The 25808-nt window shown below is 64.0% G+C and carries 16 protein-coding genes; 6 read left to right on the top strand and 10 right to left on the bottom strand.

All coding sequences use genetic code 11. The features are described 5' to 3' along the window. Positions 1–35 precede the first annotated feature (35 nt). A complete protein-coding gene (locus ACP7BY_RS04955; protein ID WP_033964285.1) occupies positions 36–605 on the bottom strand; it encodes a CAP domain-containing protein in 570 nt (189 codons plus the stop codon). Positions 606–644: 39 nt separating this feature from the next. Here ACP7BY_RS04955 and hemW point away from each other — a divergent pair, with 39 nt between their 5' ends. After that, positions 645–1811 carry a radical SAM family heme chaperone HemW gene (gene hemW / locus ACP7BY_RS04950; protein WP_137902523.1) on the top strand — a complete coding sequence of 389 codons (1167 nt, stop codon included), beginning with the start codon at positions 645–647 and terminating at the stop codon, positions 1809–1811. A gap of 117 nt (positions 1812–1928) precedes the next feature. Here hemW and ACP7BY_RS04945 read toward each other — a convergent pair whose 3' ends face one another. Next, positions 1929–3098 (bottom strand): pyridoxal phosphate-dependent aminotransferase, encoded by a 1170-nt coding sequence (locus ACP7BY_RS04945; RefSeq protein ID WP_137902522.1) that lies wholly within the window; start codon positions 3096–3098, stop codon positions 1929–1931. Between the two features lie 499 nt (positions 3099–3597). Between ACP7BY_RS04945 and rplJ the strand changes: the two genes are divergently transcribed. After that, a complete protein-coding gene (gene rplJ, locus ACP7BY_RS04940) occupies positions 3598–4119 on the top strand; it encodes a 50S ribosomal protein L10 (protein ID WP_010407637.1) in 522 nt (173 codons plus the stop codon). Positions 4120–4169: 50 nt separating this feature from the next. Next, positions 4170–4547: a 50S ribosomal protein L7/L12 gene (gene rplL / locus ACP7BY_RS04935; RefSeq protein ID WP_010407636.1), complete on the top strand. Its 378-nt coding sequence runs from the start codon at positions 4170–4172 to the stop codon at positions 4545–4547. Between the two features lie 159 nt (positions 4548–4706). On the opposite strand, the gene ACP7BY_RS04930 is transcribed toward rplL, so the two are convergent. Genes ACP7BY_RS04930 through ACP7BY_RS04915 form a run of 4 tightly spaced genes read right to left on the bottom strand, consistent with a single transcriptional unit; the run spans position 4707 to position 7469 of the window. Next, complete coding sequence (locus tag ACP7BY_RS04930) at positions 4707–5471, bottom strand: hypothetical protein (protein ID WP_033964283.1); 765 nt, start codon at positions 5469–5471, stop codon at positions 4707–4709. Continuing rightward, the gene (locus tag ACP7BY_RS04925; RefSeq protein WP_137902521.1) at positions 5468–5683 is read right to left on the bottom strand and encodes a helix-turn-helix domain-containing protein; all 216 of its coding nucleotides are present in this window, start codon (positions 5681–5683) and stop codon (positions 5468–5470) included. Before ACP7BY_RS04925 ends, ACP7BY_RS04930 begins: the two co-directional genes overlap by 4 nt. Beyond that, on the bottom strand, positions 5683–6207 hold the full coding sequence (locus tag ACP7BY_RS04920; RefSeq protein WP_033964282.1) for a DUF2975 domain-containing protein: 525 nt from the start codon (positions 6205–6207) through the stop codon (positions 5683–5685). Before ACP7BY_RS04920 ends, ACP7BY_RS04925 begins: the two co-directional genes overlap by 1 nt. Before the next feature lie 53 nt (positions 6208–6260). Further along, positions 6261–7469 carry a hypothetical protein gene (locus tag ACP7BY_RS04915; RefSeq protein ID WP_249340815.1) on the bottom strand — a complete coding sequence of 403 codons (1209 nt, stop codon included), beginning with the start codon at positions 7467–7469 and terminating at the stop codon, positions 6261–6263. A 785-nt stretch (positions 7470–8254) separates the two neighbouring features. Here ACP7BY_RS04915 and rpoB point away from each other — a divergent pair. The 3 genes from rpoB to ACP7BY_RS04900 all read left to right on the top strand — a co-directional run bounded on the left by rpoB (position 8255) and on the right by ACP7BY_RS04900 (position 20151). Continuing rightward, complete coding sequence (gene rpoB, locus ACP7BY_RS04910) at positions 8255–12436, top strand: DNA-directed RNA polymerase subunit beta (protein WP_033963913.1); 4182 nt, start codon at positions 8255–8257, stop codon at positions 12434–12436. Positions 12437–12575: 139 nt separating this feature from the next. Further along, the gene (rpoC, locus tag ACP7BY_RS04905) at positions 12576–16868 is read left to right on the top strand and encodes a DNA-directed RNA polymerase subunit beta' (protein WP_137902520.1); all 4293 of its coding nucleotides are present in this window, start codon (positions 12576–12578) and stop codon (positions 16866–16868) included. A 505-nt stretch (positions 16869–17373) separates the two neighbouring features. Next, a complete protein-coding gene (locus ACP7BY_RS04900; protein WP_033963916.1) occupies positions 17374–20151 on the top strand; it encodes a TonB-dependent receptor in 2778 nt (925 codons plus the stop codon). A 105-nt stretch (positions 20152–20256) separates the two neighbouring features. Here the strand turns inward: ACP7BY_RS04900 and ACP7BY_RS04895 are convergent, their stop codons facing one another. Genes ACP7BY_RS04895 through ACP7BY_RS04880 form a run of 4 tightly spaced genes read right to left on the bottom strand, consistent with a single transcriptional unit; the run spans position 20257 to position 25745 of the window. Continuing rightward, entirely contained in the window at positions 20257–20868 is a 612-nt protein-coding gene (locus ACP7BY_RS04895) for an ATP-binding cassette domain-containing protein (protein ID WP_033964989.1), read from the bottom strand. Continuing rightward, positions 20858–21547 carry a molybdate ABC transporter permease subunit gene (modB, locus tag ACP7BY_RS04890; protein ID WP_033964990.1) on the bottom strand — a complete coding sequence of 230 codons (690 nt, stop codon included), beginning with the start codon at positions 21545–21547 and terminating at the stop codon, positions 20858–20860. The genes ACP7BY_RS04895 and modB overlap by 11 nt, the downstream gene beginning before the upstream one ends. After that, complete coding sequence (gene modA / locus ACP7BY_RS04885; RefSeq protein ID WP_137902519.1) at positions 21547–22305, bottom strand: molybdate ABC transporter substrate-binding protein; 759 nt, start codon at positions 22303–22305, stop codon at positions 21547–21549. The genes modB and modA overlap by 1 nt, the downstream gene beginning before the upstream one ends. Before the next feature lie 59 nt (positions 22306–22364). Beyond that, a complete protein-coding gene (locus tag ACP7BY_RS04880; RefSeq protein WP_137902518.1) occupies positions 22365–25745 on the bottom strand; it encodes a glycosyltransferase in 3381 nt (1126 codons plus the stop codon). Positions 25746–25808 lie beyond the last annotated feature (63 nt).

The following is a 25808-nucleotide window of genomic DNA, read 5'->3' as shown; positions in this document are numbered from 1 at the left end:
GCCCAAGGCCGGGGTGACGGACGGCTAGGGACGCATCAATCCCCCGCGTGCTGTCCGACCACATTCCCCGGCGGCGTATAGCGACACACCAGATAGTCGTCGCGCGCACTGCTCGCGAGCGCACAGCCCATCTGGCTGGTGCGCCGCCAGATGATCCGCGTGTAATGCGCGACATCCTGCCAGCGGCCGGTCGTGCTGATGTCGGGCACTGCGCCGGCGCGATAGCTGCGCCCCTCATCGACCCAGAGCTGCACCATCTCGTCGTATCGATAGGCCCCGCGCGATCCCATGAAGAGGTTCTCGCCCTCGGCGATTCGCCCGCGCGGCTCGGTCGAATGTTTGAACTCGCGCGTCGCGGCCAGCACTGCGGCATAGCGCGCTGCGTCCTTGGCGAGTTCGGCATTCCACGCCAGCGGCGGTGCGCCGACTGCGGCGCGCGCGCGGTTGTGCCCGTCGAGCATGGCGCGCTGCAGCAGCGATTCTCCCCGCGCGGCGGGCGCTTCGCTCAATCGCGGCTCGGTCACACGCGGCGGTTGATCGGGGTCGGATGCGACGCATCCCATCAGCAATCCCAGCGGCAGCAAAGCCAGCCAGTAAACGCGCATCTTTCGTAATCTCCCCGACACGCCCATAGGCTCCCGTTGATGAATGCCCCAGAAACGCCCCTGCTAACGCCTCCTCTGGCGCTTTATGTCCATTGGCCATTCTGCGTCTCGAAATGTCCCTATTGCGACTTTAACAGCCATGTCCGCGACAGCGTCGATCAGGCGGCGTGGCGCGACGCGCTGCTCGCCGACCTGGCCTATGAAGCGCAAGCGCTGCCGGAACGGCGGCTCGGCTCGATCTTCTTCGGCGGCGGTACGCCTTCGCTGATGCCGCCCGAGACGGTCGCGGCAGTGATCGACGCCGCCACCGCGCATTGGCCCGCCGAACCAGACATCGAAATTACGCTGGAGGCCAATCCCTCCTCGGTCGAAGCGGCGCGCTTTGCCGATATTGCGCGCGCCGGCGTCAACCGCGTATCGCTCGGCCTGCAGGCGCTCGACGATGCCGCGCTCGCCTTTCTCGGCCGCGCGCACGATGTAACCGAGGGGCTCGCCGCGCTCGACACCGCGCAAGCCGCCTTTGCGCGAGTCAGCTTCGACCTGATCTACGCCCGCCCCGGCCAGACGCTCGCTGCGTGGGAGGCTGAACTGGCGCGCGCGCTGGCCTTCGGCACCGAGCATCTCTCGCTCTACCAATTGACGATCGAGCCCGGCACGCGCTTCGCGACCGAAGCGGCGGCGGGGCGGATCGTCATTCCGGACGGCGATTCCGCCGCCGATCTGTTCGAGACAACGCGTGCGATGACCGCAGCGGCGGGGCTGCCGGCTTATGAAATTTCCAACCATGCGCGGCTCGGCGCGGAGAGCCGCCACAACCTCGTTTACTGGCGCTATCGCGACTATGCCGGGGTCGGCCCCGGCGCACACGGCAGGCGGGGCGGGCTGGCAACGGCGCGCCACAAAAAGCCCGAAAACTGGATCGGTGCGGTCGCCCGCAACGGCCACGGCGCGCAGATCGAGGAGCCCCTCGCCCCAAATGCCCGCGCGACCGAGGCCCTGCTGATGGGCCTGCGCTTGCGCGAAGGCGTCGATCTCGCGCGGATCGCGCAGTTGGGCGAGACAACACCTACCGCGCTGATCGATCAGACCGCCGCTGAGCGCCTTGAACAGCAAGGCCTGATCGCACGCAATGGCGACCATCTCGGCGTCACCGAAACGGGGATGCTGCTGCTCGACGCAATCCTGCCGTTGATCGTGCGGGGGTAGCTCCTCTTCCGTCATGCCGGGCTTGTCCCGGCATCCACCGTGCGTCCGGCTCCATCATCGAAAGGCGCGGACCACGGTGGACCCCGGCATAAAGCCGGGGTGACGTCGGAAAATGCCTCAAGCCACAATCTTGTCCAGCGCCATACAAAACGCCTTCATCTCCGCTGCCGACCCCACCGTCACCCGGCTGACCGTCGGCCAGATCGGCCAGGACCGCCCGATCTCCACGCTTTCCTTGCGGAACGCCGCCTGCATCTCGCTGGCTTTCTTGGTCTTCCAGTCGATCATGAACATGTTGGCGTTGGTCGGCTTGACGTCGATCCCCTTTGCCTTGAGGTGGTCGAGCGTCAGCCCGCGCGCGGTCTGCATCTCGGCGCGGCGCGCGGCGATCAGCGGTGCCGCGGTCAGGCTCGCCGTCGCGCAGGCGATGCTGGTCACGGGCAAGGCCCCCGATTGCATGCCGCCATCATAGCGCATCATCTTGGCGATGTTCTTGGGGTTGGTGATGATATAGCCGACGCGCAGGCCCGCCATGCCGAACAGCTTGGAAAAGGTCCGCATCACAATCACATCGTCATGCTTCACCGCCAGATAGGACGCGACCGGCACGCCCGCGAAGTGGGTGTACGCCTCGTCGATCAGCACCATCGATCCGGCCGGCTTGTTGGCGATCAGCCATTCGATGTCGGCCAGCGGCGTGATCGTGCCGGTCGGGTTGTTGGGCGTACAGATATAATAGAGGCCCGCATCGGGGTTGGCCGCCAACATCGCCTTCACGTCATGCGTATAATCCGCCGTCAGCGGAACCGCCTTGACCGGTGCGCCCAGCCAAGCCGCAGTCCGCCCCGCAAGCTCGAAGGTCGGATCGGCCGTCACCAGCCCCTTGGTCGGCGAACAGAAGGTGACGACCGAGCGACAGAGCGGATCGCTCGACCCTGGCCAGGGCGCGACATGGTCATAGGGGACGTTCTCGACCGCCATCACCGCCTTGATGAAATCGCCGCGCTGGTCCTGCGGCGAATAGCGATTGCCCTGCGACACCATGTTGGTCGCGGCCAAGGCACCCGGCGCGAGCGGGCCGGTCCAGCATTCGTTGGCACCGATCCGAACCTTCGCCGTGGGTGCCGGATCGGGCACCCCGCCCGAGGCCCAGGCCGGGCGACCGATCGACGCCGCAACCGCCCCTACCCCGAACACTGCCGCGATTCGCGCAAGGTCGCGCCGCGCAAAACCGCGGCTCAGCAGATCATCCTGCGATTCTTCATTGAGATAGGTGCTGTGCGTCATCGGATCGGACCCCCTGTTTTGCGAAAATCTCCCATCTCTCCTGCGCAGGCTCCCCGGCCCTTGGGAGGGAGTGTTCCGCAAATTGGACACAAAAGCTACATCTTGAAGTAGAAAAACTACTTCATTGTTTCAAACCCGTGAGATTCCGCGACATTTACCCCCGGACTCGCGGTTTTCGCGCGCGTCTTCAAACGTGCGAACCCACCGCGCCCTTTGCGTTGACTTTTTCGAGCAGCCCGTTAAGGGCACGCACTCTCTCGTCGCGCGTCAGCACGGCGGGACCGTCCGAGACAGTAGGTGACCGGGATTTGCCGGTCTTAATTTCCTGCCGAGACGGGGACAGGATTTTGCCGGGGCGGTTTTCCGCGACCGGCCTGCCGCCTCCCACCAGGGGCGTCGCTCCCATTCCCCATCGCTGGACAACACCGGATGCGCATTTGCGTGCCCGGTTCGTAACCGGCCTTGCCGTTCGCGGTAAGGTCAAAACGTGGAGAATGGCATGGATCGTGCTCAAAAGACCGAGCTCGTCGCCGAGCTGAACCAGACGTTTGCCGAAGTCGGCGTGGTGGTTGTCACCCGCAACTTGGGCATGACGGTGGCTCAGTCGACCAAGCTGCGTAACGCAATGCGTGACGCAGGGGCGACCTACAAGGTCTCGAAGAACAAGCTTGCCAAGATCGCGCTGGACGGCACCGACTATACCTCGCTGGGCGCTCTGCTCACCGGGCCGGTCGGTCTCGCCAGCTCCATCGACCCTGTCGCAGCCGCCAAGGTGGTTGTCGACTTCGCCAAGACGACCGACAAGTTCGAGATCGTCGGCGGGGCGATGGGCGCGACCGTCCTCGACGTGGACGGCGTGAAGGCGCTCGCGACTCTGCCGTCGCTGGATGAACTGCGTGCCAAGATCGTTGGCCTTCTGGTTGCACCCGCAACCAAGGTCGCGACCATCACCCAGGCTCCTGCGGCACAGCTCGCCCGCGTTCTCATGGCCTATGCCGAGAAGGACAAGGCGGACGCCTGATTTCAGGCCTTCGAGATTACACCCTGAACTGATTTTACTGGAGACTACACATGGCAGACCTCAACGCGCTGGTTGACCAGCTTTCCGCTCTGACCGTTCTCGAAGCGGCTGACCTTTCGAAGCTTCTCGAAGAGAAGTGGGGCGTTTCGGCCGCAGCAGCGGTTGCAGCAGCTCCGGCAGCTGGCGGCGGCGCCGCTGCTCCGGCTGCTGAAGAGCAGACCGAATTCGACGTCATCCTCACCGGCGACGGCGGCAAGAAGATCAACGTCATTAAGGAAGTCCGCGCGATCACCTCGCTCGGCCTGACCGAAGCCAAGACGCTGGTCGAATCCGCTCCGAAGGCGATCAAGGAAGGCGTGTCGAAGGACGAAGCCGCCAAGATCAAGGCCCAGCTGGAAGCAGCCGGCGCAACCGTCGAAGTCAAGTAAGCCGCAGCGGGAGAGACGCTTTAGCCTCGGCTAAAGCGCACTCCCGCAAGGCCGGACGGCGCGGGCCCAGCCCGCGTCCGACGTCATGGGCTTTGCCCATGACCGTCCCGCGACACAGAAAAGGGGCGGCACCACACGGTGCCGCCCTTTTTTCGTATCTCACCCCTCCAGCAACGTCCGTCCGCGGCGCTCGGCGATCGCGCGCGCCGCACGCACCTGTGCCGCCGCAACGACGATCACCATCGCCGGCACGACCGCCGCATCCAGCACCAGCATCGGCCATAAAATGGCAGGCGGCTGCCCCGCCGCAAACCGATTGAGCAATTGATGCGCCGCGTTGAACGGCATGCGCGTCACGAAAATCAGCAACAGCGCCCAGAAATACCACCAACCGGTCACGCGCGCCGAAGCGATCGGCCCATATCCGCGAGTGCCGATCGCGGCGCTGACGAACCACAACAGCAAGGCCGGTTCGAGCAATTGTTGAGCGAGCCCAGCAATCGCACGAAGGGCCGTCACCTGCCCCTCGCTGGCGGCCCCGAACAGCTTCAGGATCGGCTCGGCATAAATGACGATCGCGGTCGGCACGAACTGAAACAGAATGACCCAGCCATAACGCCGCGCCGCAAGCGCCGACGGACGCAGCGCGATCCGTCGGTCGTGCAGCACCAGGTAGCGCGTCGCCACGAACGCCACGCTCCACACGATCAGCATTTTCGGCCAGCCAAAGGCGAGCCGCGCCGCCGTCAATCCAGCAGCATGGCGTGTGGCCGGATCGGCTGAGAAAAATCCGGTGCGAACCTCGACCCCATGCTGCGCCAGCTCGATCGCGGCCATCACCAGCACAATCCACGGCAGCGCGCGTGCGGTCCGCGCCGTGTCGCCAAATGCACCGCCCCAACTCTTGAAAAAGCGCTTGGTCACGCGTCCCCCTCCCCCTCAAACCGCAAAATGTCCCCCGGCTGGCAGTCCAGCACGGTGCAAATCGCCTCCAATGTCGAAAAACGGATCGCGCGCGCCTTGCCCGTCTTCAGGATCGACAGATTGACCACGCTGATGTCGACCGCCGCCGCCAATTCGGTCAGCGTCATGCGGCGCGCGTGGAGCACGTCGTCGAGTTTCACCACCACCGGCATCAGACCGTCGCCGCCAGTTCGTCGCGCATGTCGGCACCACGCGAGAACACCTGCGCCAAAACGAACAGCAGCAGAACCGCCACCCAGCCGCCAAACGAGGGCGTCCAGTTGACGAACTGCACGTGCAGCGCAGCGAACCACGCCGTCATCGCGCCCTGCACGAGATCGAGCCCCTGCAACGCCAGCATCGCCCAGGCGATCGCGCGGAGCCGCGTGGCGTTTGCGGCGGTGAACGGATCACCACGCCGCACCGTATCGAGGATCGCCAATAGCTGGGTGAAGATACGGTGCAGCACCAGCCCGGCAACAGCGCCCAAGGCCATTAACAGCCGCAGCGCAAGGATGACGCCCGCAACGTGCAACGTCGTCCCATATTTATGCACCAGCCGCGCGGTCAGCCAGCCATCCACCGGAAAGGACAGCAGGATCGCCGCAACGAAGCCGACGATGCACACAAGATTGACCACCAGAAACAACCGCACCGTGAAGCGCGACGCTTTCAAGACTCGATCATAACCACCCATCGCCGCCTCCTTTACGATTATCGATATGCTACTTATCGATAATCGTAAAGTGCTCAGCGTGTCTCCGCGATCAGATAGGGCAAGGCCACGACGCTATCATACATGCGCGGCGGCGCATCGAGGCGGAACGGCTGCAACTTCGCCTCGGCTCCGCGATCGATGCCGATGACATAGGAGCGCGCGGTCTGGCCGCTGCCACCGGCCCAATCATAGGTCAGGTTGACCGTCAGCACCGGCACGAACAGCACCTTGCCCGCAACGTCCAGCGGCTCAAGCGTCTGCTTCGGGTGCATCGCCATGCCGCCCAGTTCGATCGTCGCGCCCGGCGGCAAATCGAAGGGCGCGGCCACGGGCTGCGCGATCGGCGCGGCAAACACCGCCGCGATCTGCGCATCCTGCTGCGTGCCCGCGCTGAGCAAGCGCACGTTGAGGTGGATGCCAGTCGCCGCGCGGTTTCCTGTGTTCTGCGCAACGATCGTATAGTCGACCGCGGCGCTCAGCACATTGGTGCCGGCCCGCTTGAGAACCAGGGTGACTTCGATCAGGGCCCGCGTGTCTGGCGCAGCTTCGGACGGGACCGGCTCCGCGACCGCAGGTGGTGGTGGTGGTGGTGGTGGTGGTGGTGGTGGTGGCGCGCTGTCTCCGCCCGCTGGATGCAACAGGAAGATCTCGTGGTCGCGGTGGCGGCGCCGATCCCCGCGATCAGCCTCGCGGCGACGCCACCACCACCAGCCGAGCGCCCCGAGCGCCAACACCAGCGCCACACCGCCAAACCCAAGTCCAATTGCGGGCATGACCGATTCCGACGGAGCCACCCGCGCCGCACGGCCAGGTGGCGGCGGCGCTGCAGGCAACGCCGTTGGCGCAGAAGACGACTCCACCGGTGCCGGATCGGCGGCCACCGTGGGGAGCGACGTTGGCTCGGAAGCCGGAACTGGTGTCGGTGCCGCAATGGGCGTCGGGGTCGGGGTCGGGATCGGCGTAGCGCGCGGTGCCGCAGTCGGGCGAGCAGCAGGGGTTGCGCGCTCGGTCGGCACCACCAGCGGCGGCTGCACGCGTTCCGTGCTGGGCCGGTCGGCCGGACTGTCCCGGCGCGGCAGTCCGCTGACCGTCGGTTCGGGGGTCGGCACTGCGGGCCGGGGCCGCGATGACGGCAGGTTGAAGTCGTCCAGCCCCGGCAGGGGTTTGGCCTCCGGTGTATTCTGGGCATGCGCCATGGGAGCAGCCGCCAGCAGCACCGCCGCAACGACAAGAAAAGGCATCGGTTTCACCCGAACCGGCATAACGACAAATCCCCCCCCGCCAAGGCCGCGAGTGTCAAGACGCGCCCGACCGCACCATAGGTGCGAGCGACGCTCGATAAGACGCCCCCCGATACACGCAATCCGTACACACCGATGGCGAAGATAATGCCATCCAACGGGACAGGTAGGGCAGGACGTCAATATCGGCTGGAGCAAGTTCCGTTTTATCCGCGTCTAATTGACCCGGAACACAGGGAAACAGCACGCTATACTGCGTCCGCCCCTGTTCGAAACACCGGAGCGTGCGGCAATGTCTCAGCTTGAATGCAGCAGATTCGCGATCGCATCCACACCCCACCTCCTCTATGCTGAACGCACAGCATGGAGGCAGCAATGCATCATAAACGAGGCCGCGCGCGCAATCAGCGCGCCGGTTGCAAGCTCTGCAAGCCTTGGAAGGCAAATGGCGTTCGCACCGAGCGGATCGGCGGAGAGCGCTTCAGCGACCATCGCCGACGCGTAGCGTCGATCGAGGGGGCACATGCCTAACGGCAGCAGCGGAGAGCAACGCCGCCGTATTTGACAGCGCGCCCTGCCCTCCCTATATGGCGCGTTCCACTGCAATTTTCGGGAAATGATGTGCCGTCGCGCAGCACATCGATCGTATTGGAGATTGTAGTATCTAGAGACGCTTACAAGCTGCTGTCATCCGATGAGGAGGACATGCGGCTTTTTGCGTCTTTGGAGCGTGCCCGCCCGGTGGATTCCGGGCCAGATTATACAGCTTGAGGGCAGACATCTCCATGGCGACCAAAGCAATCGACGGCAGCACCCCCACGCGGCGCGCCGAAAGCGGCACGGCCAAGCGCCGCATCCGCAAGGTTTTCGGCAACATTCACGAAGTCGTGCAGATGCCGAACCTGATCGAGGTTCAGCGCGAATCCTACGAACAGTTCCTGCGCTCCGATCCGTCGATCGGCTATGTCTCCGGTCTCGAAAAGACGCTGCGCTCGGTCTTCCCGATCCGCGATTTCGCCGGCACCGCCGAGCTCGACTTCGTGAACTATGAGCTTGAGCCGCCCAAGTTCGACACCGACGAATGCCGCCAGCGCGGCATCACTTATGCGGCACCGATGCGCGTCACGCTGCGCCTGATCGTGTTCGAGGTGGATGCCGACACCGATTCGCGCTCGGTCCTCGATATTAAGGAGCAGGACGTCTACATGGGCGACATGCCCCTGATGACGGGCAACGGCACCTTCATCATCAACGGCACCGAACGCGTCATCGTGTCGCAGATGCACCGCTCGCCGGGTGTTCTGTTCGATCATGACCGCGGCAAGACGCATGCCTCGGGCAAGTACCTCTTCGCCGCCCGCGTCATTCCGTATCGCGGTTCGTGGCTCGATTTCGAGTTCGATGCCAAGGACATCGTCAACGTCCGCATCGATCGCAAGCGCAAGCTGCCGGTCACCGCACTCCTGTACGCACTCGGCATGACCGGTGAGGAGATCCTCAACCATTTCTACAACCGCGTGACCTTCGTCCGCGGCCAGGGTGGCTGGATCATCCCGTTCCAGGCCGAGAACTGGCGTGGCCAGAAGCCGATGTACGACATTATCGACGCCAAGACCGGCGAGATCGTGTTCGCCAACGGCCAGAAGATCAGCCCCCGCGCCGCCAACAAGGCAGCCAAGGACGGCCTGACCGACCTGCTGATCCCGACCGAGGAAATCTTCGGCCGCTATTCGGCTTATGATCTCATCAACGACAATACCGGCCAGATCTACATCGAGGCGGGCGACGAAGTGTCGGCCGAGAACCTCGAACTGCTCGACCAGGCCGGTATCGATCGCATCGAACTGCTCGACATCGATCACGTCGCCACCGGCGCATGGATCCGCAACACGCTCAAGGTCGACAAGGCCGAGGAGCGCGAACAGGCACTGTCGGACATCTACCGCGTCATGCGCCCTGGCGAGCCGCCAACGCTCGAAACCGCAGAGTCGCTGTTCTCGGGCCTGTTCTTCGATCCCGATCGCTACGATCTGTCGGCGGTGGGTCGCGTAAAGCTCAACATGCGCCTCGACCTCGATGCCGAGGACACGGTCACCACGCTGCGCACCGAGGACATCCTCGCCGTCATCAAGACGCTGGTCGATCTGAAGGACGGCAAGGGCGACATCGACGATATCGACAACCTCGGTAACCGTCGTGTCCGTTCGGTCGGCGAGTTGCTCGAGAACCAGTACCGCGTCGGCCTGCTCCGCATGGAGCGCGCCGTGAAGGAGCGCATGTCGTCGGTCGACGTGTCGACGGTGATGCCGAACGATCTGATCAACGCCAAGCCGGCGGTTGCCGCGGTCCGCGAATTCTTCGGCTCGTCGCAGCTGTCGCAGTTCATGGATCAGACCAACCCGCTGTCGGAAGTCACCCACAAGCGCCGCGTTTCGGCCCTTGGACCGGGTGGTCTGACGCGTGAGCGCGCGGGCTTCGAAGTCCGCGACGTTCACCCGACGCATTATGGCCGCATCTGCCCGATTGAAACGCCGGAAGGCCCGAACATCGGTCTGATCAACTCGCTCGCGAGCTTCAGCCGCGTCAACAAGTACGGCTTCATCGAAACGCCGTACCGAAAGGTCATCGATCACAAGGTGACCGACGACGTCGTCTATCTGTCGGCGATGGAAGAGGCCAAGCACACGATCGCGCAGGCCAACGCCGAACTGAACGCCGACAAGGGCTTTGTCGAAGAACTCGTCTCGTCGCGTCAGGCGGGCGAATTCCTGATGGCGATCCCCAACAACATCACCCTGATGGACGTCAGCCCCAAGCAGCTCGTCTCGGTCGCGGCATCGCTCATTCCGTTCCTGGAAAACGATGACGCCAACCGCGCGCTGATGGGCTCGAACATGCAGCGTCAGGCTGTGCCGCTGGTCCAGGCCGAGGCACCGTTCGTCGGCACCGGCATGGAAGAGACCGTTGCGCGCGATTCGGGCGCTGCGATCTCGGCCAAGCGCGCCGGTATCGTCGACCAGGTCGATGCGTCGCGTATCGTCATCCGCGCGACCGGTGATGTCGAAGCCGGCCAGTCGGGCGTCGACATCTACACGCTGATGAAGTTCCAGCGCTCGAACCAGAACACCTGCATCAACCAGCGTCCGCTGGTGAAGGTGGGCGACGTGATTACCGCTGGCGACGTCATCGCCGACGGCCCGTCGACCGAATTCGGTGAGCTGGCGCTGGGCCGCAACGCGCTCGTCGCGTTCATGCCCTGGAACGGCTACAATTATGAGGACTCGATCCTCATTTCCGAGCGTATCGTGAAGGACGACGTCTTCACCTCGATCCATATCGAGGAATTCGAAGTCATGGCGCGCGACACCAAGCTCGGGCCGGAAGACATCACGCGCGATATCCCCAATGTCGGCGAGGAAGCCCTGCGCAACCTCGACGAGGCGGGCATCGTGTACATCGGTGCCGAAGTCGAGCCGGGCGATATTCTCGCCGGCAAGATCACCCCCAAGGGTGAATCGCCGATGACGCCGGAAGAAAAGCTGCTCCGCGCCATCTTCGGTGAAAAGGCGTCGGACGTGCGCGACACCTCGCTGCGCCTGCCGCCGGGCGTTGCTGGTACCGTCGTCGAAGTGCGCGTGTTCAACCGCCACGGCATCGACAAGGACGAGCGCGCGATGGCGATCGAGCGCGAGGAAATCGAGCGCCTGAAGAAGGACTCGGACGATGAGCGCACCATCCTGAACCGTGCGACCTGGTCGCGCCTGAAGGAAATGCTGATCGGCCAGACCGCGACCGCCGTTCCCAAGAACGGCCCCAAGAAGGGCGTGGTCATCGACGAGGACGTGCTCGACAGCGTCGATCGTCACGAATGGTGGAAGTTCGCGGTTGCCGACGACAAGGTCCAGAGCGATCTGGAAGCGGTCAAGGCGCAGTATGACGATGCCGCCAAGCTGATCCTCGACAAGTTCCACGATCGTCGCGACAAGCTCGAGCGTGGTGACGAGCTGCCGCCAGGCGTGCTCAAGATGGTCAAGGTGTTCGTCGCGGTGAAGCGCAAGCTCCAGCCGGGCGACAAGATGGCCGGCCGTCACGGCAATAAGGGCGTCATCTCGCGCATCCTGCCGGCCGAGGACATGCCGTTCCTCGCCGACGGGACGCCGGTTGATCTCGTGCTCAACCCGCTGGGCGTGCCGTCGCGCATGAACGTCGGGCAGATCTTCGAAACGCATCTCGGCTGGGCCGCCCGCAATCTCGGGCAGCAAGTCCATCGTGCGCTGGAAGATTGGCGCGAAGCCAACCCCGAACCCGCACCGGGCGCGATGCCCGACGCGGTCAAGGCGCGGTTGCTCGAAGTGTATGGCGAGCATTATGCGGCCGACATCGAGGCGCGCGATGCCGACCAGATCATCGAGCTGGCGGAAAACCTGAAGACCGGCATCCCGATGGGAACGCCCGTGTTCGACGGTGCGCGTGAAGCGGACGTTTCGGCGATGCTGGAACTGGCCGGTCTCGACACCTCGGGTCAGTCGGAACTGTTCGACGGTCGTACCGGCGACAAGTTCGACCGCAAGGTCACCGTGGGCATCATCTACATGCTCAAGCTGCACCATCTGGTCGACGACAAGATCCACGCCCGGTCGATCGGGCCGTACTCGCTCGTCACGCAGCAGCCGCTGGGTGGTAAGGCGCAGTTCGGTGGTCAGCGCTTCGGTGAAATGGAGGTCTGGGCGCTTCAGGCATATGGTGCTGCGTACACCTTGCAGGAAATGCTCACGGTCAAGTCCGATGACGTCGTCGGGCGCACCAAGGTCTATGAGGCGATCGTCAAGGGTGACGACACGTTCGAGGCCGGTATTCCGGAGAGCTTCAACGTGCTCGTCAAGGAAATGCGCTCGTTGGGTCTGAACATCGAACTGACCACGACCGAGCATTTCGACAGCGACGGCGTCGCGATCGCGGCGGAGTAAAATCTTCTCCCTCTCCCCGCTCGCGGGGAGAGGGTCGGGGAGAGGGGCACCTCTCCTCAAACCATTTCCAAGCCGGGAGAGACTGCCCCTCTCCCCTGCCCTCTCCCCGCCAGCGGGGAGAGGGAGAGAAGGAAGCAAAATGAACGAACTCACAAACTTCGCGAACCCGGTCATCAAGGCCGAGACCTTCGACCAGATCCAGATCGGCATCGCCTCCCCGGACAAGATCCGCTCGTGGTCGTTCGGCGAGATCAAGAAGCCGGAAACCATCAACTATCGCACGTTCAAGCCTGAGCGTGACGGCCTGTTCTGCGCGCGCATCTTCGGTCCGATCAAGGATTACGAATGCCTGTGCGGCAAGTACAAGCGCATGAAGTATAAGGGCATCGTCTGCGAAAAGTGCGGCGTTGAAGTCACCGTCTCGAAGGTCCGCCGTGAGCGCATGGGCCATATCGAGCTGGCCGCCCCGGTCGCGCACATCTGGTTCCTCAAGTCGCTGCCGTCGCGCATCGGCCTGCTGCTCGACATGCAGCTCAAGCAGCTCGAGCGCGTGCTGTACTTCGAGGCGTATATCGTGATCGAGCCGGGCATCACCCCGCTCGAAAAGTACCAGTTGATGACCGAGGACGAACTCCTCGACGCGCAGGACGAATATGGCGAAGACGCCTTCTCGGCCGGCATCGGTGCAGAAGCCGTGCGCATCATGCTGCAGGACCTCGATCTCGAAGGTGAGCGCAAGGAACTGCTCGAAGAGCTGGCGGTCACCAAGTCCGAGCTGAAGCCCAAGAAGATCATCAAGCGCTTGAAGGTCGTCGAGAGCTTCATCGAATCCGGCAACCGCCCGGAATGGATGATCCTCGAAGTCGTTCCGGTCATTCCGCCCGAACTGCGCCCGCTGGTGCCGCTCGACGGTGGCCGCTTCGCGACCTCGGATCTGAACGATCTGTATCGCCGCGTGATCAACCGTAACAACCGCCTCAAGCGCCTGATGGAACTGCGTGCGCCGGACATCATCGTCCGCAACGAAAAGCGCATGTTGCAGGAAGCCGTCGACGCATTGTTCGACAATGGCCGCCGCGGTCGCACGATCACGGGCGCCAACAAGCGTCCGCTCAAGTCGCTGTCCGACATGCTCAAGGGCAAGCAGGGCCGCTTCCGTCAGAACCTGCTCGGCAAGCGCGTCGACTATTCGGGCCGTTCGGTCATCGTGACCGGTCCGGAACTCAAGCTGCATCAGTGCGGCCTGCCGAAGAAGATGGCGCTCGAGCTGTTCAAGCCGTTCATCTACGCCCGTCTCGACGCCAAGGGTCTGTCCATGACCCTGAAGCAGGCGAAGAAGTGGGTCGAGAAGGAGCGCAAGGAAGTCTGGGACATCCTGGACGAGGTGATCCGCGAGCATCCGGTCATGCTCAACCGCGCCCCTACCCTTCACCGTCTCGGCATCCAGGCGTTCGAGCCCGTGCTGATCGAGGGCAAGGCGATCCAGCTTCACCCGCTGGTCTGCTCGGCCTTCAACGCCGACTTCGACGGTGACCAGATGGCGGTCCACGTGCCGCTCTCGCTGGAAGCCCAGCTCGAAGCGCGCGTGCTGATGATGTCGACCAACAACATCCTGTCGCCAGCGAACGGCAAGCCGATCATCGTGCCGTCGCAGGACATGGTGCTGGGTCTGTATTATCTGTCGATGCTCAAGGAAGGCGAGCCCGGCGAAGGCATGATGATCTCCGACATGCAGGAGGTTCATCACGCGCTCGAGGCTGGCGCGGTCACGCTCCACACCAAGATCATCAGCCGCGTTCCGCAGACCGATGAGCAGGGCAACCAGTATCTCAAGCGCTATGAGACCACCCCTGGTCGCATGCTGCTGGGTGAGTGCCTGCCGCAATCGTCCAAGGTGCCGTTCGACACCGTCAACCGCCTGCTGACCAAGAAGGACGTCGGCGACGTGATCGACGAGGTCTATCGTCACACCGGCCAGAAGGAGACCGTGCTGTTCGCCGACGCGATCATGTCGCTCGGTTTCCGCCACGCGTTCAAGGCCGGCATCTCGTTCGGCAAGGACGACATGATCATCCCGGACGCCAAGGTCGCTCTCGTCGACGAGACGCGCGGCCTGGTGAAGGACTTCGAGCAGCAATATCAGGACGGTCTGATCACGCAGCAGGAGAAGTACAACAAGGTGATCGACGCCTGGAGCCGTTGCGGTGACCAGGTGGCAAACGCCATGATGGAAGAGATCAAGGCGGTTAAGCGCTACGAGGACGGCCCCAATAAGGGTCGCGAGAAGCCGATCAACTCGATCTACATGATGGCCCACTCGGGTGCCCGCGGTTCGCAGGCACAGATCAAGCAGCTCGCCGGTATGCGCGGCCTTATGGCCAAGCCGTCGGGCGAGATCATCGAAACGCCGATCATCTCGAACTTCAAGGAAGGCCTGACCGTCCTTGAGTACTTCAACTCCACCCACGGCGCTCGTAAGGGCCTCGCGGATACGGCGTTGAAGACGGCGAACTCGGGCTACCTGACGCGTCGTCTGGTCGATGTTTCGCAGGACTGCGTGATCATGGAGCTCGATTGCGGCACGACCCGCGCGCTGGAAATGCGCGCGATCGTGCAGGGCGGCTCGACGATCGCGTCGCTCGGCGAGCGCATCCTCGGTCGCACGACCGCGGAAGACATCATCGACAGCAAGACCGGCGAGATCGTTATCCCGTCGGGCACGCTGCTCGACGAGCCGATGGTCGCGCAGATCGAGGCGATCGGCACGCAGAGCTGCAAGATCCGTTCGCCGCTGGTGTGCGAGACCAAGATCGGTGTCTGCGGCAAGTGCTACGGGCGCGATCTCGCCCGCGGTACGCCGGTCAACATCGGTGAAGCCGTCGGCGTCATCGCGGCGCAGTCGATCGGTGAGCCGGGCACGCAGCTGACCATGCGTACCTTCCACATCGGTGGTGCGGCACAGCTGAACGAGCAGTCCAACCTGGAGGCAGTGGCCGACGGCACGATGGAATATCGTGATCTTCGCACCATCACCGACCAGCGCGGCCGCCGCGTTGTGCTCAGCCGCTCGGGTGAAATCGCGATCGTCGACATGGACGGCCGCGAGCGTGCAGTGCACCGCATTCCTTATGGTGCGTATGTGCTGTTCGACGACAAGCACATCGTGTCGAAGGGCGATCGTCTGGCCGAGTGGGATCCGTTCACCATGCCGGTCATCACCGAGAACCCCGGCGTCGTGAAGTATCAGGATCTTATCGAGGGCAAGACGCTCACCGAGCAGGCCGACGAAGCCACCGGCATCTCGCAGCGGGTCGTGATCGAGTATCGCGCCAGCGGCAAGACCAAGGAGGATCTCCGTCCGCGCCTGACCCTCACCGGCGAAAGCGCCGAGGAGGCCGGTCGCTACATGCTCGTCCCGGGCGCAACGCTCTCGGTCGAGGATGGTGCGACGGTTCAGGGCGGTGACGTTCTGGCCCGTGTCAGCCGCGAAAGCGCCAAGACGCGTGACATCACCGGCGGTCTGCCACGCGTTGCCGAACTGTTCGAAGCGCGCAAGCCCAAGGAAAATGCGATCATCGCAAAGGTCTCGGGCCGCGTGGTGTTCGGCAAGGACTATAAGGCGAAGCGCAAGATCGGCATCCAGCCCGAGGACGGCGGCGAGGTCGTGGAGTATCTGGTGCCCAAGTCGAAGGTCATCGACGTGCAGGAAGGCGATTACGTCAAGCGCGGCGATAACCTGATCGGCGGCAGCCCTGATCCGCACGACATTCTCGAAGTGCTCGGCATCGAGCCCTTGGCCGAATATCTCGTGTCGGAAATCCAGGAGGTCTATCGTCTCCAGGGCGTGAAGATCAACGACAAGCACATCGAAACGATCGTTCGTCAGATGCTGCAAAAGGTCGAGATCACCGACGGCGGCGACACCACGCTGCTGGCCGGCGAACAGGTCGATCGCGACGAGATGGACGAGATCAACTCGAAGATCGGCAAGAAGGATCGTCCGGCCCAGGGCAAGCCCGTCCTGCTCGGCATCACCAAGGCGTCGCTGCAGACCCGCAGCTTCATCTCGGCGGCGTCGTTCCAGGAAACCACGCGCGTGCTCACCGAAGCCTCGGTACAGGGCAAGAAGGACACGCTCACTGGTCTCAAGGAGAACGTGATCGTGGGTCGTCTGATCCCGGCTGGTACCGGTGCGGGCATGAACCGCCTGCGCGTCACCGCTTCGTCGCGCGATGCGGCGCTGCGGGTCCAGCAGCGGCGCATGGCCGAGGTGTCGATCATCGCACCGAACTCGGCCAAGGAAGAGCATGACGCCGAACTCGCCCGCTCGCCGCGCGATGCCGGCGGCACCGGCGACGATGCGCTGGCGGCGGTGACGCCGTCGGGCCATGGCACCGATGCGGATGCTGGCGAGTATCTGAACCAGGAGTGATCCTCCCGGTTCAGGCTTTGCGCCTGATCTGACGAAATTGGCCGCCGTCCGGGCAACCGGGCGGCGGCTTTTTCGTGGGAAAGGCGACCCGCCTAACCCGTCGCTTCGGAAACTGTCCCGACCGGGCGCGCCGCACGCAGAGCACGTTTCGCGAATCGCGCAAAATTGGTCTGGTTAAGGCCAATTATTGGTCACAGGTTCTCTTCAGGTTCTATCTACCGCCGGACCACAAAATTTGACGATGTCCGCGCGCCATGCGGTAACTAACCGAAATATAACGACTTGTTTCTGCGGTTCCGGCTTGGCCTCCTGTCATTGAAATGCAACTTCGGCATAGCTTTTGCCAAATGCATTGGTTATAAATTTCCATACCGTAGCGGTGCAAAAAGACACCAATGTGATACCACATGATGCGGTAAAGTGGGTGGCTCCGGGCAGGACCGGGGCTTCGGATCGGGGGTCAGCCTGGGCTGCCTGGCCGATGTATTGGGGAGGGTTCTGATTTATGCGACTTCATACCGTTTTGTTGACCTCGAGCATCCTTGCCGGTCTCGCCAGCGCACCGGCGATGGCACAAACCGCAACGCCGGATGCAGCGGCGGCCGCACAGGCCCCCGCGCCGCAGGCCGATACTGCGTCGAATGACGATATCGTCGTCACCGGTATCCGCGAGAGCCTGCGCAGCGCCATCTCGGTAAAGCGCAACGCCAATGCCGTCGTCGACGTGATCACATCCGAGGCGATCGGCAAGTTCCCGGATCGCAACGTCGCGGAATCGCTGTCGCACATCCCCGGCGTCAGCATCGATCGCCGCTTTGGCGAAGGCGAGAAGGTCGCCATTCTCGGCACCGATCCCGCGCTCAACCGCATGCTGCTCGACGGCCATGCGCTGGCCTCCGCCGATTGGGGCGGCAATGACAACGATCCGTCCAGCCGCACCTTCAACTATTCGCTGCTTGCCCCCGAACTGGTCGAGCGCCTCGAAGTGTACAAGTCGCCGGAGCCGCGCATCGAAGAGGGCAGCCTTGGCGGCACCGTCATCGTACGCACGCGCCGTCCGCTCGACACACCGGCAAATTCGATCTTCGCCTCGGGCGGCTACAGCTACAATGATCGCTCGGGCAAAGGCAATTTCCGCGGTTCGGGCCTGTACAGCTGGAAGAACAAGGACGACACCTTCGGCGTCCTGATCGCGGGCGGCTATGACAAGCAGACCATCACGCGCGCGGGCGTGGAATTCTTCGGCTATCAGAGCGGCGCGGACTTCTTCCAGAAGAACGCGGACGGCACCGTGAAGCGCGACGCGGCGGGCCAGGGCATCCTGCAGAACCCCAATGCGACGATCACCGGTGGTACCAAGGAAGACCTGATCAAGGCGGTCGCGCCGTTCGGCATCAACTACGCCTATTTCCAGCAGACGCGCGAGCGCAAGACCGTTTCGGGCACCGTGCAATATCGCCCGGCACCGAACCTGACGCTGACCCTCAACGGGCTGCACATTGACGGCAATTACAACAATTACAGCCAGTCGATGTACACCATCCCCGTCGCCTGGACCGGTAACGTGCTGCAATCGGCCAACGTCTCGAATGGCGTCGTCAATGCCGCCTCGTTCGGCGCGGCGACCAGCCAGAGCGCCGAGCTCGATACCAACGTCCGCCACACCAGCCTGAAGACCAATAACGTCAATTTCTTCGCCGATTGGGAAGGCAGCGGCGGCACGAAGGTCAACTTCGCGGGCGGATGGAGCCGCGCGGTCGGCGGTCGCAATCCTGAGTATCTGTTCAACACCCAAACCAAGCTGCCGTTCAGCTATGCCTTTGGCCCCAACAGCGCGACCGTCAACTTCGTCGGCGACCTGACCAACCCCGCCAATTACTTCACCAATCCGAACAACAACCCGGCGCAAATCGAAGGCAAGCCGGTTATCGTCAACGGCACGCAGCTGATCGGCGCGCAGATCGGCGGCCTCGATTACAGCGTCACCACCGACCGCGACGTGTTCGGCGGTTATGACGCTACGATCCCGGTCAGTTTCGGTCCGTTCACGCAGATCCTGCTCGGCAGCAAGATCACCGACCACGTCAACCGGCTCGATGCGCGCGGCGTCAACACCTATATGACGAGCTCGAAAACGCTGGCGCAACTCGGCGTGGCCACGACCACGACGCCCGACGGCACCTTCGACGGCAGCGGTGGCTCGGGCAATGCCACCAAATATATCAACCTGTCGCAACAGGCGGTGATCGACCTCCTCGCCAACGCGATCAACAGCCCGCTGGTCGCCAAGGTCGGTGCCTCGACCAAGGTGCAGGAAACCGTCGCAGCGTCATACGTCCAGGCCAATTTCGACCAGGGCGGCGTGCGCGGCAATATCGGGGGTCGTCTGGTCTATACCCGCGACATCTCGACCTATGCGACGACGCTGAGCAACACGGTCGCACCGGTGCCCGTCCCGACGCGCACCACCAGCGATTATCTGAAGTTCCTGCCAAGCCTCAATATCGCATATTCGGTCACCCCACAGGTGATCGTGCGCGGTGCCGTTGCTCGCGTGATTTCGCGTCCGCGTTATGAGGATCTGGCAGCAGCGACCTCGCTCAACGACATCACGCTCGACGGTGGCGGCGGCAACCCTAACCTGAAGCCGTATGAGTCGACCAATTACGAACTGACGGCGGAATGGTATCCGCGCGCTGGCACGTTGGTCTCGCTCGAACTGTTCCGTCGCGATATCTCGAACTACATCATCAACACCCGCACCGACACGGTGTTCTACAACTCGCTGCAGGGCAAGTTGACCAGCTACAGCGTCAACCAGCCGATCAACGGCGGCAAGGCCAAGGTCAACGGCGTGCTGGTGGCGGGCCAGGCGGAAATCTGGGGCGGTTTCGGCCTGCAGGCGAACTATTCGTATCAGGACAGCTCGACCTCGTCGGTCGACACCACCGGTGCTTCGCTCAACCTACCCTATCTGTCGCATCACACCGTCAATGTGATCCCCTATTTCGAAAAGGGGCCGCTGCAGGCGCGGCTGAGCTACAACTATCGTTCGTCCTACTTCCGCACGATCGGCCGTCTGGGCTCGCGCGAAATGGTGGCACCGTATAGCCAGCTCGATTTCTCGCTGGGTGTGAAGGTCATTCCGGCAGTGACCTTGTCGTTCAACGCGCAGAACCTGCTCGATTCGACCTATCTGCAGTATAATGCGACGCCCGATCGTCCGACCGCTTTCTACAAGAACGGTCGCACTTTCGTCGGCTCGATCTCCTTCCGCATGTAACCCCCCTCCCCCTACATGCGGCAGCGCCGCCGCCCGGACCCCCGGGCGGCGGCTTTTTTTTGGGGTGCGGGCACGACGGCTATGTCCTCTATACCAGGCCGTCGTTCAGCCCATCCGCACCACCCGCGTGCCCAGCCGCTCGGCCTCTTCCGGGTCGTGCGTCACCATCAGGATCGGCAGGCGCAGCACGTCGCGCATATGTTCGATCGCTTGCATCACCTCCTCGCGGCGCGGTCGGTCGAGCGAGGACAAGGGCTCGTCGAGCAGCAGGAAGCGCGGGTCGCTGAGCAGCACCCGCCCGATCGCGACCCGCCGCGCCTCGCCGCCCGACAGCGTGCGCGGCCAGCGGTCGAGCAAGCCGCCGATGCCGAGGAAATCCAGCCGATCGCCTATCTCCGCCCCACGCGGCGCGCCGTAGAGCAAGTTCCCGCGCACGCGCAGATGCGGGAACAGCCGTGGTTCCTGAAAGACATAGCCCGCGCGGCGGCGCTCGGGCAGCACGTCCACGCCGTCCCCGAACAGCGTCTCGCCGCCCACCCGCACATGCCCGGCATCGGGGCGCAGCAGCCCCGCCACCATGTTGAGCACGCTGGTCTTGCCCACGCCCGACCGGCCAAACAGGATCGTCGCGCCCGGCCCCGCGCTGGGCCCCGGTTCCAGCGTCAGCGCGATCTCGGTCGTACCGATCCGCTTGGTCAGTGCGACATCAAAGGACATGGTGCCCCGACCCCATCCGCCGCGCCAGCACTTCCGACGCGACCAAAGCCGCCAGTGACAGCGCGACCGATATCCACGATAGCCGCCACGCCATCGCCTCACCGCCCGGCTGCTGCAGCGCGCTGTAGATCGCCAGCGGCAAAGTCCGCGTCTGCCCGGGCACGTTGGAGACGAAGGTGATCGTCGCGCCAAACTCGCCGATCGAGCGTGCAAAGCCCAGCACTGCGCCCGCAAGGATGCCGGGCACACTCAGCGGCAGCGTGATCGTCCAGAATACACGCGCCCTCCCGGCCCCCAGCGTGCGCGCGGCGCTCTCCAACCGCTGATCGACCGCCTCGATCGACAGCCGCATCGCGCGCACCGTCAGCGGCAGCGCCATCACCGCCGCCGCAATCGCCGCCCCGGTCCAGCGGAACAGCACCGACACCCCGAACAGCGCCTCGAGCGGTGCGCCGATCACCCCGCGCGGGGCAAAGGCCAGCAACAGCACCCAGCCCGTCACCACCGGCGGCACCACCAGCGGCAAATGCACCGCTGCATCAAGCAGCACCTTGCCCGGAAAGCGCACCCGCGCCAGTATCCAGGCCAGCGTAAAGGCCACCGGCAGCGTCGCCGCCATCGCCACCGCGCCGACCTGCAACGACAGCAGGACGATGCCCCATTCCTCTGAGGTGAGCATTACCGCGCGCTGAAGCCGAAGCGCGCGAAGATCGCCCGGCCGCTGCGCGACAGCAGAAAGCGGCGGAACCCCTCCGCCTCGCGGTTCGTCGAGCTTTTCAGGCGCGCCAGCGGATAGGTGATCGGCGGATAACTGCGCGGCGGGAACACGCCTGCGATCCGGACGGCGGACGAGGCACGCGCATCGGTCGCGTAAACAATGCCGAGCGGTGCCGCCCCACGCTCGACCAGCGCCAGCGCGGCGCGTACGCTGTCCCCGGAGACGACATGCGGTTGCACCTGCGCCCACACGCCAAGCGCGGTGAGCGCGGCCTTGCCGTAGCGCCCGGCCGGCACGCTGTCGGGGTCCGCCATCGCCAGCGGCCCTGCCGCCAGCAGCCGCGCGAGCGCTGCCGGGGCCAGCGGCACCTTCACCGGGTTGCCCACGGCCGCGACGATCACCAGCCGATTGCCGAGAAAGGGCGCGCGGGTGCCCTGCACCAGCAGCCCCTTGGCTGCGACATCATCCATCCATGCCTGGTCCGCCGAAACGAACAGGTCGGCAGGTGCGCCAGCCGTGATCTGGCGCGCGAGCGCCGAGGAGGCGGCGAAGGACAGCACGGGTTCGGCATGGCCCTGCGCCGCCCAGGCGTGCCCCGCTGCAGTCATTGCCTCCTGCAGGCTGGCTGCGGCCAGCACCAACGGTCCTTGCGACTGAGGTCTCGCCACCGCGGGGGCAATCCCGGTCAGAAATAGCAACAGGAGCAGGAGGCGTTTCATGGCCCGTCCATACGATAGCTATATCGACGCGCATATAGCAAAACCCTCCCGCCCGCGCGCTACCCCGCCTGCACGCGCCCGGTGCGCACCAATTTGCCCCAGCCGACGCGCGGGCCGCGCAAGGCCTGCGCAATGGCCTTGATCACGACGTAATACATGATCTGGCGATAGCCGATGCGCTGCGGGATCAGCAGCCACAGCAACCGCCAATTCTCCCGCCGCTCCAGCGCGAACGCCACGGTCGCCGCGAGCAGATCGATCGCAGTGAACACCAGCCAGTAGATCAGCATCTTCTCGACATCGTGCTGGGTCTGCGCCCAGCCATGCGCCTGCACGGCCAGATACGTCGTCACGAAGCTGACGATCAGCGCCAGATCGATGATCGGCGAAATCGCGGCGAACACGATCTGGAACAGGATCGCCTGCGGCAAGCCGACCCGGGCAAGCCCGCGCGGCTTGCCCGTCGCGATGATGATGCCGTGCTTCCACAGGCATTGCAGCGTGCCGAACGCCCAGCGGAAGCGTTGCTTGGCCAGCCCCTTCACCGTCTCGGGCGATTCGGTCCAGGCGATGGCATATTGGTCATAGGTCACCTTCCAGCCCGCCCGCTGGATCGCGATGGTGAGATCCTGATCCTCAGCCAGCGTGTCATCGGGATAGCCGCCGACCTGCTGGATCGCGGCAAGCCGCCATGCACCGACCGCGCCTGGCACCACCGTCATCGCATCAAGCCGCGCCAGCGCCCGACGCTCGAGATTCTGCGCAGTGATATATTCGACCGCCTGGAATTTGGTCAGCAGGTTCACGCGGTTGCCAACCTTGGCATTGCCCGCCACCGCGCCGATCTTTGGGTCGGCGAACCAGCGCGCGAGCCGGGCGATCGTGGTTGGCTCGAACTGGGTATCGGCGTCGAGCGCGATTACGATCTCGCCCGTTGCCAGCGCGAGGGCGTGGTTGAGCGCCCGCGCCTTCCCGCCATTTTCGAGCGTTAACAGCTTCACGCGCGGGTCTTGCGCAAACGCCGACGCGACGACCTCGCTGGTCTCATCGCTCGATCCATCATCGATCACGATGACTTCGACGCGCACATCGGTCGAGGCGAGCACACCGCGCACCGCGCGCTCGATCACCAATTCCTCGTTGAACGCAGGGATCATCACGGTAACGAAACGCGTCGGGTCGATCTCGGGGAAGATCGTCCGGCTCTCGCGTCGGGCCTGAATCAGCGCCAGCGCCGAGAGGATCACCGCGCGCGCGATACCGATCGTAATGGCAAGAAAGAAGATCCACCCTAGCCCGATGACGATCGCGCCGAGCGCGCTGAAGATGAACAGATCGGTCGCCGCGGCTGCTTGATCACTCGCGGACAGCTTCGGCATCACCACATCGCGCGGGATGCCGGCCAACGTCGACACGGGCACGAAGGTGTACCCCCTGGCGCGCAACTGATCGATGATCTGCGGCAGCGCCTCAACCGTCTGAGAACGATCTCCACCGGCGTCGTGGAGCAGCACGATGTTGCGGCTGCACTGCGGCTCGGGATTGGTGGGGTCGCACTTGGCCGTGGGGTCGGTTACCTGCGCCACCGTCGAATCGATGATATTCTGGACGCCCGGGCGCTTCCAATCACCCGGATCGACGTGCAGCCCGACCGAGATATACCCCCGATCCTGCGCCTGCAGCGCCGGATCGATTTCGTCGGCGGTGGTTGGCTCGGCGTCGCCAAAATACGGTGCGCGGAACAGGCGGAGCGAATGCCCGGTAAACGCCTGGAACAGGCGCTGCGTGGTGTTGAGCTGAAAGGTCGTCTCGGCAAGCGAGGCACCCGCCAGATTGGGATGCGTATAGGTGTGGCTGCCGATTTCATGGCCTTCGCGGACCATGCGTTCGAGCAACGGCCGCTGGGTTAGCGCGTTTTCGCCGACGATGAAGAAGGTACCGGGTACCTTCTTTTCTTTCAGGATGTCGAGCACCTTGGGGGTCCAGGTCGGGTCGGGCCCGTCGTCGAAGGTCAGCGCGACAAGCCCCGGCTTATACCCGGTGCGCGCGACGATGTAGGGCGAGGGTAAGGTTTCGAACACGACATTCGTGATCGCGCCGTCCTTGTTGGTCTGGACGCGCCGCACGCCCTGCACGGGCACACCTGCGATCTTCAGGATCTCACCGCTGCCATCAATGTCGACGTCGGTCCCGGCGGGGATTTTCTCGATGACGGACGCAGGGGGCAAGGTTCGGTGCGAGCGGCCGAAGATCGACCAGAGTCCGGGATCCTCCGATCCCAAGCGCCAGACCGCGACCCCGTCCAGCCCCGATCGCGCCAGAAAGCGCAACTGGTTGTAGGCCGAGGCCGCATCCAGCATCCACACCTCGTGACGACTGCCGTTTTCCTGATAGGCAAAGCCGGTATTGCCGCTGGCCCTGTCGAACACGGGCATTGCGCTCGATTCCCGCGCGGTTTCCCACGCTTCGTCGATCGCGAGCGGCTCCCCGGTATGATCGTGCCAGTTATAGGCATAGCTGCCGATCGCGACGACGACCTTGCTGCGCGGCAGGCCATGCGCCGCTCTTGCGACAGACTGTTCAAACCACGCTTGCGACGCAATTGGCCCTGCTGCGCCGCCGACTTCATGCTCGTCATAGGCCATCAGGAAGATACGATCGACCACGGGGGCGAATGCCTGCATATTCCAGCCATTCTGCCCATCGGCTTCGCCGATCGGCACAGCGATCGCGATCACCCAGCTGTGCTTGATAAAACGCGCCCGCGCCTCGGCCAGGAACGTGCGAAAGTCGGCCTGCCCCCTGGGCGTAAGCTCTTCGAAATCGAAAAACGCGCCGCCCGCATGGTTGGCCGCCAGCCAGGGTTCGAGCTTGTCCAGCAACGCCTTGCGTTGCGCCGGTGCCCGCAACAACGCCTCCATGCCGCGCGGATCCCAATTGCCGTTCACCGCATTCTGGATCATCGGCAAGATCAGGGGGCGATGTGGCGACCGGTTGATGATCTCCCGCCCCGCAACATCCCGAAACACAGTGACCTTATGATCCGCGCCAGTGACCGAAACCCAGCCCGGAATCAGCCAGTCAAGCTCAGCGATATTGCGACGGAGGGATGCCGCCGAGGACTCGTCCCAAGGCGCATGAAACGCGATCGCCAATGGCTGATCGACCCCAACCCCGCGCGGACGCGCGCCGAGCAGCCGGGCATAGTCGTTCAAATCATGCCGCGCGCGCTTCAGCAGCGGCTCATGCGGCGGCGGCAGCTTGGTCAACGCGGCGTGCTCGGCCTCGACCGGCAACAAGGGCGCGCGCGGCACAGCCCCGATAGAAACCCCGAGCGCGGCAATCGCCACCACGATCAACAGCACAAACGCCGTCACCGCCACCGCGAAACGCCGCCGACGGCGCCCCGAGGCATCGTAGAAAACGGGGGCACTGCTCATGGAATTCCTGTCCTCGGGTAAAATCGTCATGATCGCATCGGCCCCTTCGCATGGCCTAAACGC

It is taken from the genome of Sphingomonas sp. PSPC2-2, assembly GCF_049897725.1.
In the GTDB taxonomy this organism is placed as follows: domain Bacteria; phylum Pseudomonadota; class Alphaproteobacteria; order Sphingomonadales; family Sphingomonadaceae; genus Sphingomonas.
Note: the sequence above shows the minus strand (reverse complement) of the source record. Positions and strands in the feature narration are given on the sequence as shown.

Bases quoted from the DNA above. Each gene is read 5' to 3' on its own strand.
- ACP7BY_RS04955 (WP_033964285.1), bottom strand. From the start codon at position 605: ATGCGCGTTTACTGGCTGGCTTTGCTGCCGCTGGGATTGCTGATGGGA.
- hemW (WP_137902523.1), top strand. From the start codon at position 645: ATGAATGCCCCAGAAACGCCCCTGCTAACGCCTCCTCTGGCGCTTTAT.
- ACP7BY_RS04945 (WP_137902522.1), bottom strand. From the start codon at position 3,098: ATGACGCACAGCACCTATCTCAATGAAGAATCGCAGGATGATCTGCTG.
- rplJ (WP_010407637.1), top strand. From the start codon at position 3,598: ATGGATCGTGCTCAAAAGACCGAGCTCGTCGCCGAGCTGAACCAGACG.
- rplL (WP_010407636.1), top strand. From the start codon at position 4,170: ATGGCAGACCTCAACGCGCTGGTTGACCAGCTTTCCGCTCTGACCGTT.
- ACP7BY_RS04925 (WP_137902521.1), bottom strand. From the start codon at position 5,683: ATGCCGGTGGTGGTGAAACTCGACGACGTGCTCCACGCGCGCCGCATG.
- ACP7BY_RS04920 (WP_033964282.1), bottom strand. From the start codon at position 6,207: ATGGGTGGTTATGATCGAGTCTTGAAAGCGTCGCGCTTCACGGTGCGG.
- ACP7BY_RS04915 (WP_249340815.1), bottom strand. From the start codon at position 7,469: ATGCCTTTTCTTGTCGTTGCGGCGGTGCTGCTGGCGGCTGCTCCCATG.
- rpoB (WP_033963913.1), top strand. From the start codon at position 8,255: ATGGCGACCAAAGCAATCGACGGCAGCACCCCCACGCGGCGCGCCGAA.
- rpoC (WP_137902520.1), top strand. From the start codon at position 12,576: ATGAACGAACTCACAAACTTCGCGAACCCGGTCATCAAGGCCGAGACC.
- ACP7BY_RS04900 (WP_033963916.1), top strand. From the start codon at position 17,374: ATGCGACTTCATACCGTTTTGTTGACCTCGAGCATCCTTGCCGGTCTC.
- ACP7BY_RS04895 (WP_033964989.1), bottom strand. From the start codon at position 20,868: ATGTCCTTTGATGTCGCACTGACCAAGCGGATCGGTACGACCGAGATC.
- modB (WP_033964990.1), bottom strand. From the start codon at position 21,547: ATGCTCACCTCAGAGGAATGGGGCATCGTCCTGCTGTCGTTGCAGGTC.
- modA (WP_137902519.1), bottom strand. From the start codon at position 22,305: ATGAAACGCCTCCTGCTCCTGTTGCTATTTCTGACCGGGATTGCCCCC.
- ACP7BY_RS04880 (WP_137902518.1), bottom strand. From the start codon at position 25,745: ATGAGCAGTGCCCCCGTTTTCTACGATGCCTCGGGGCGCCGTCGGCGG.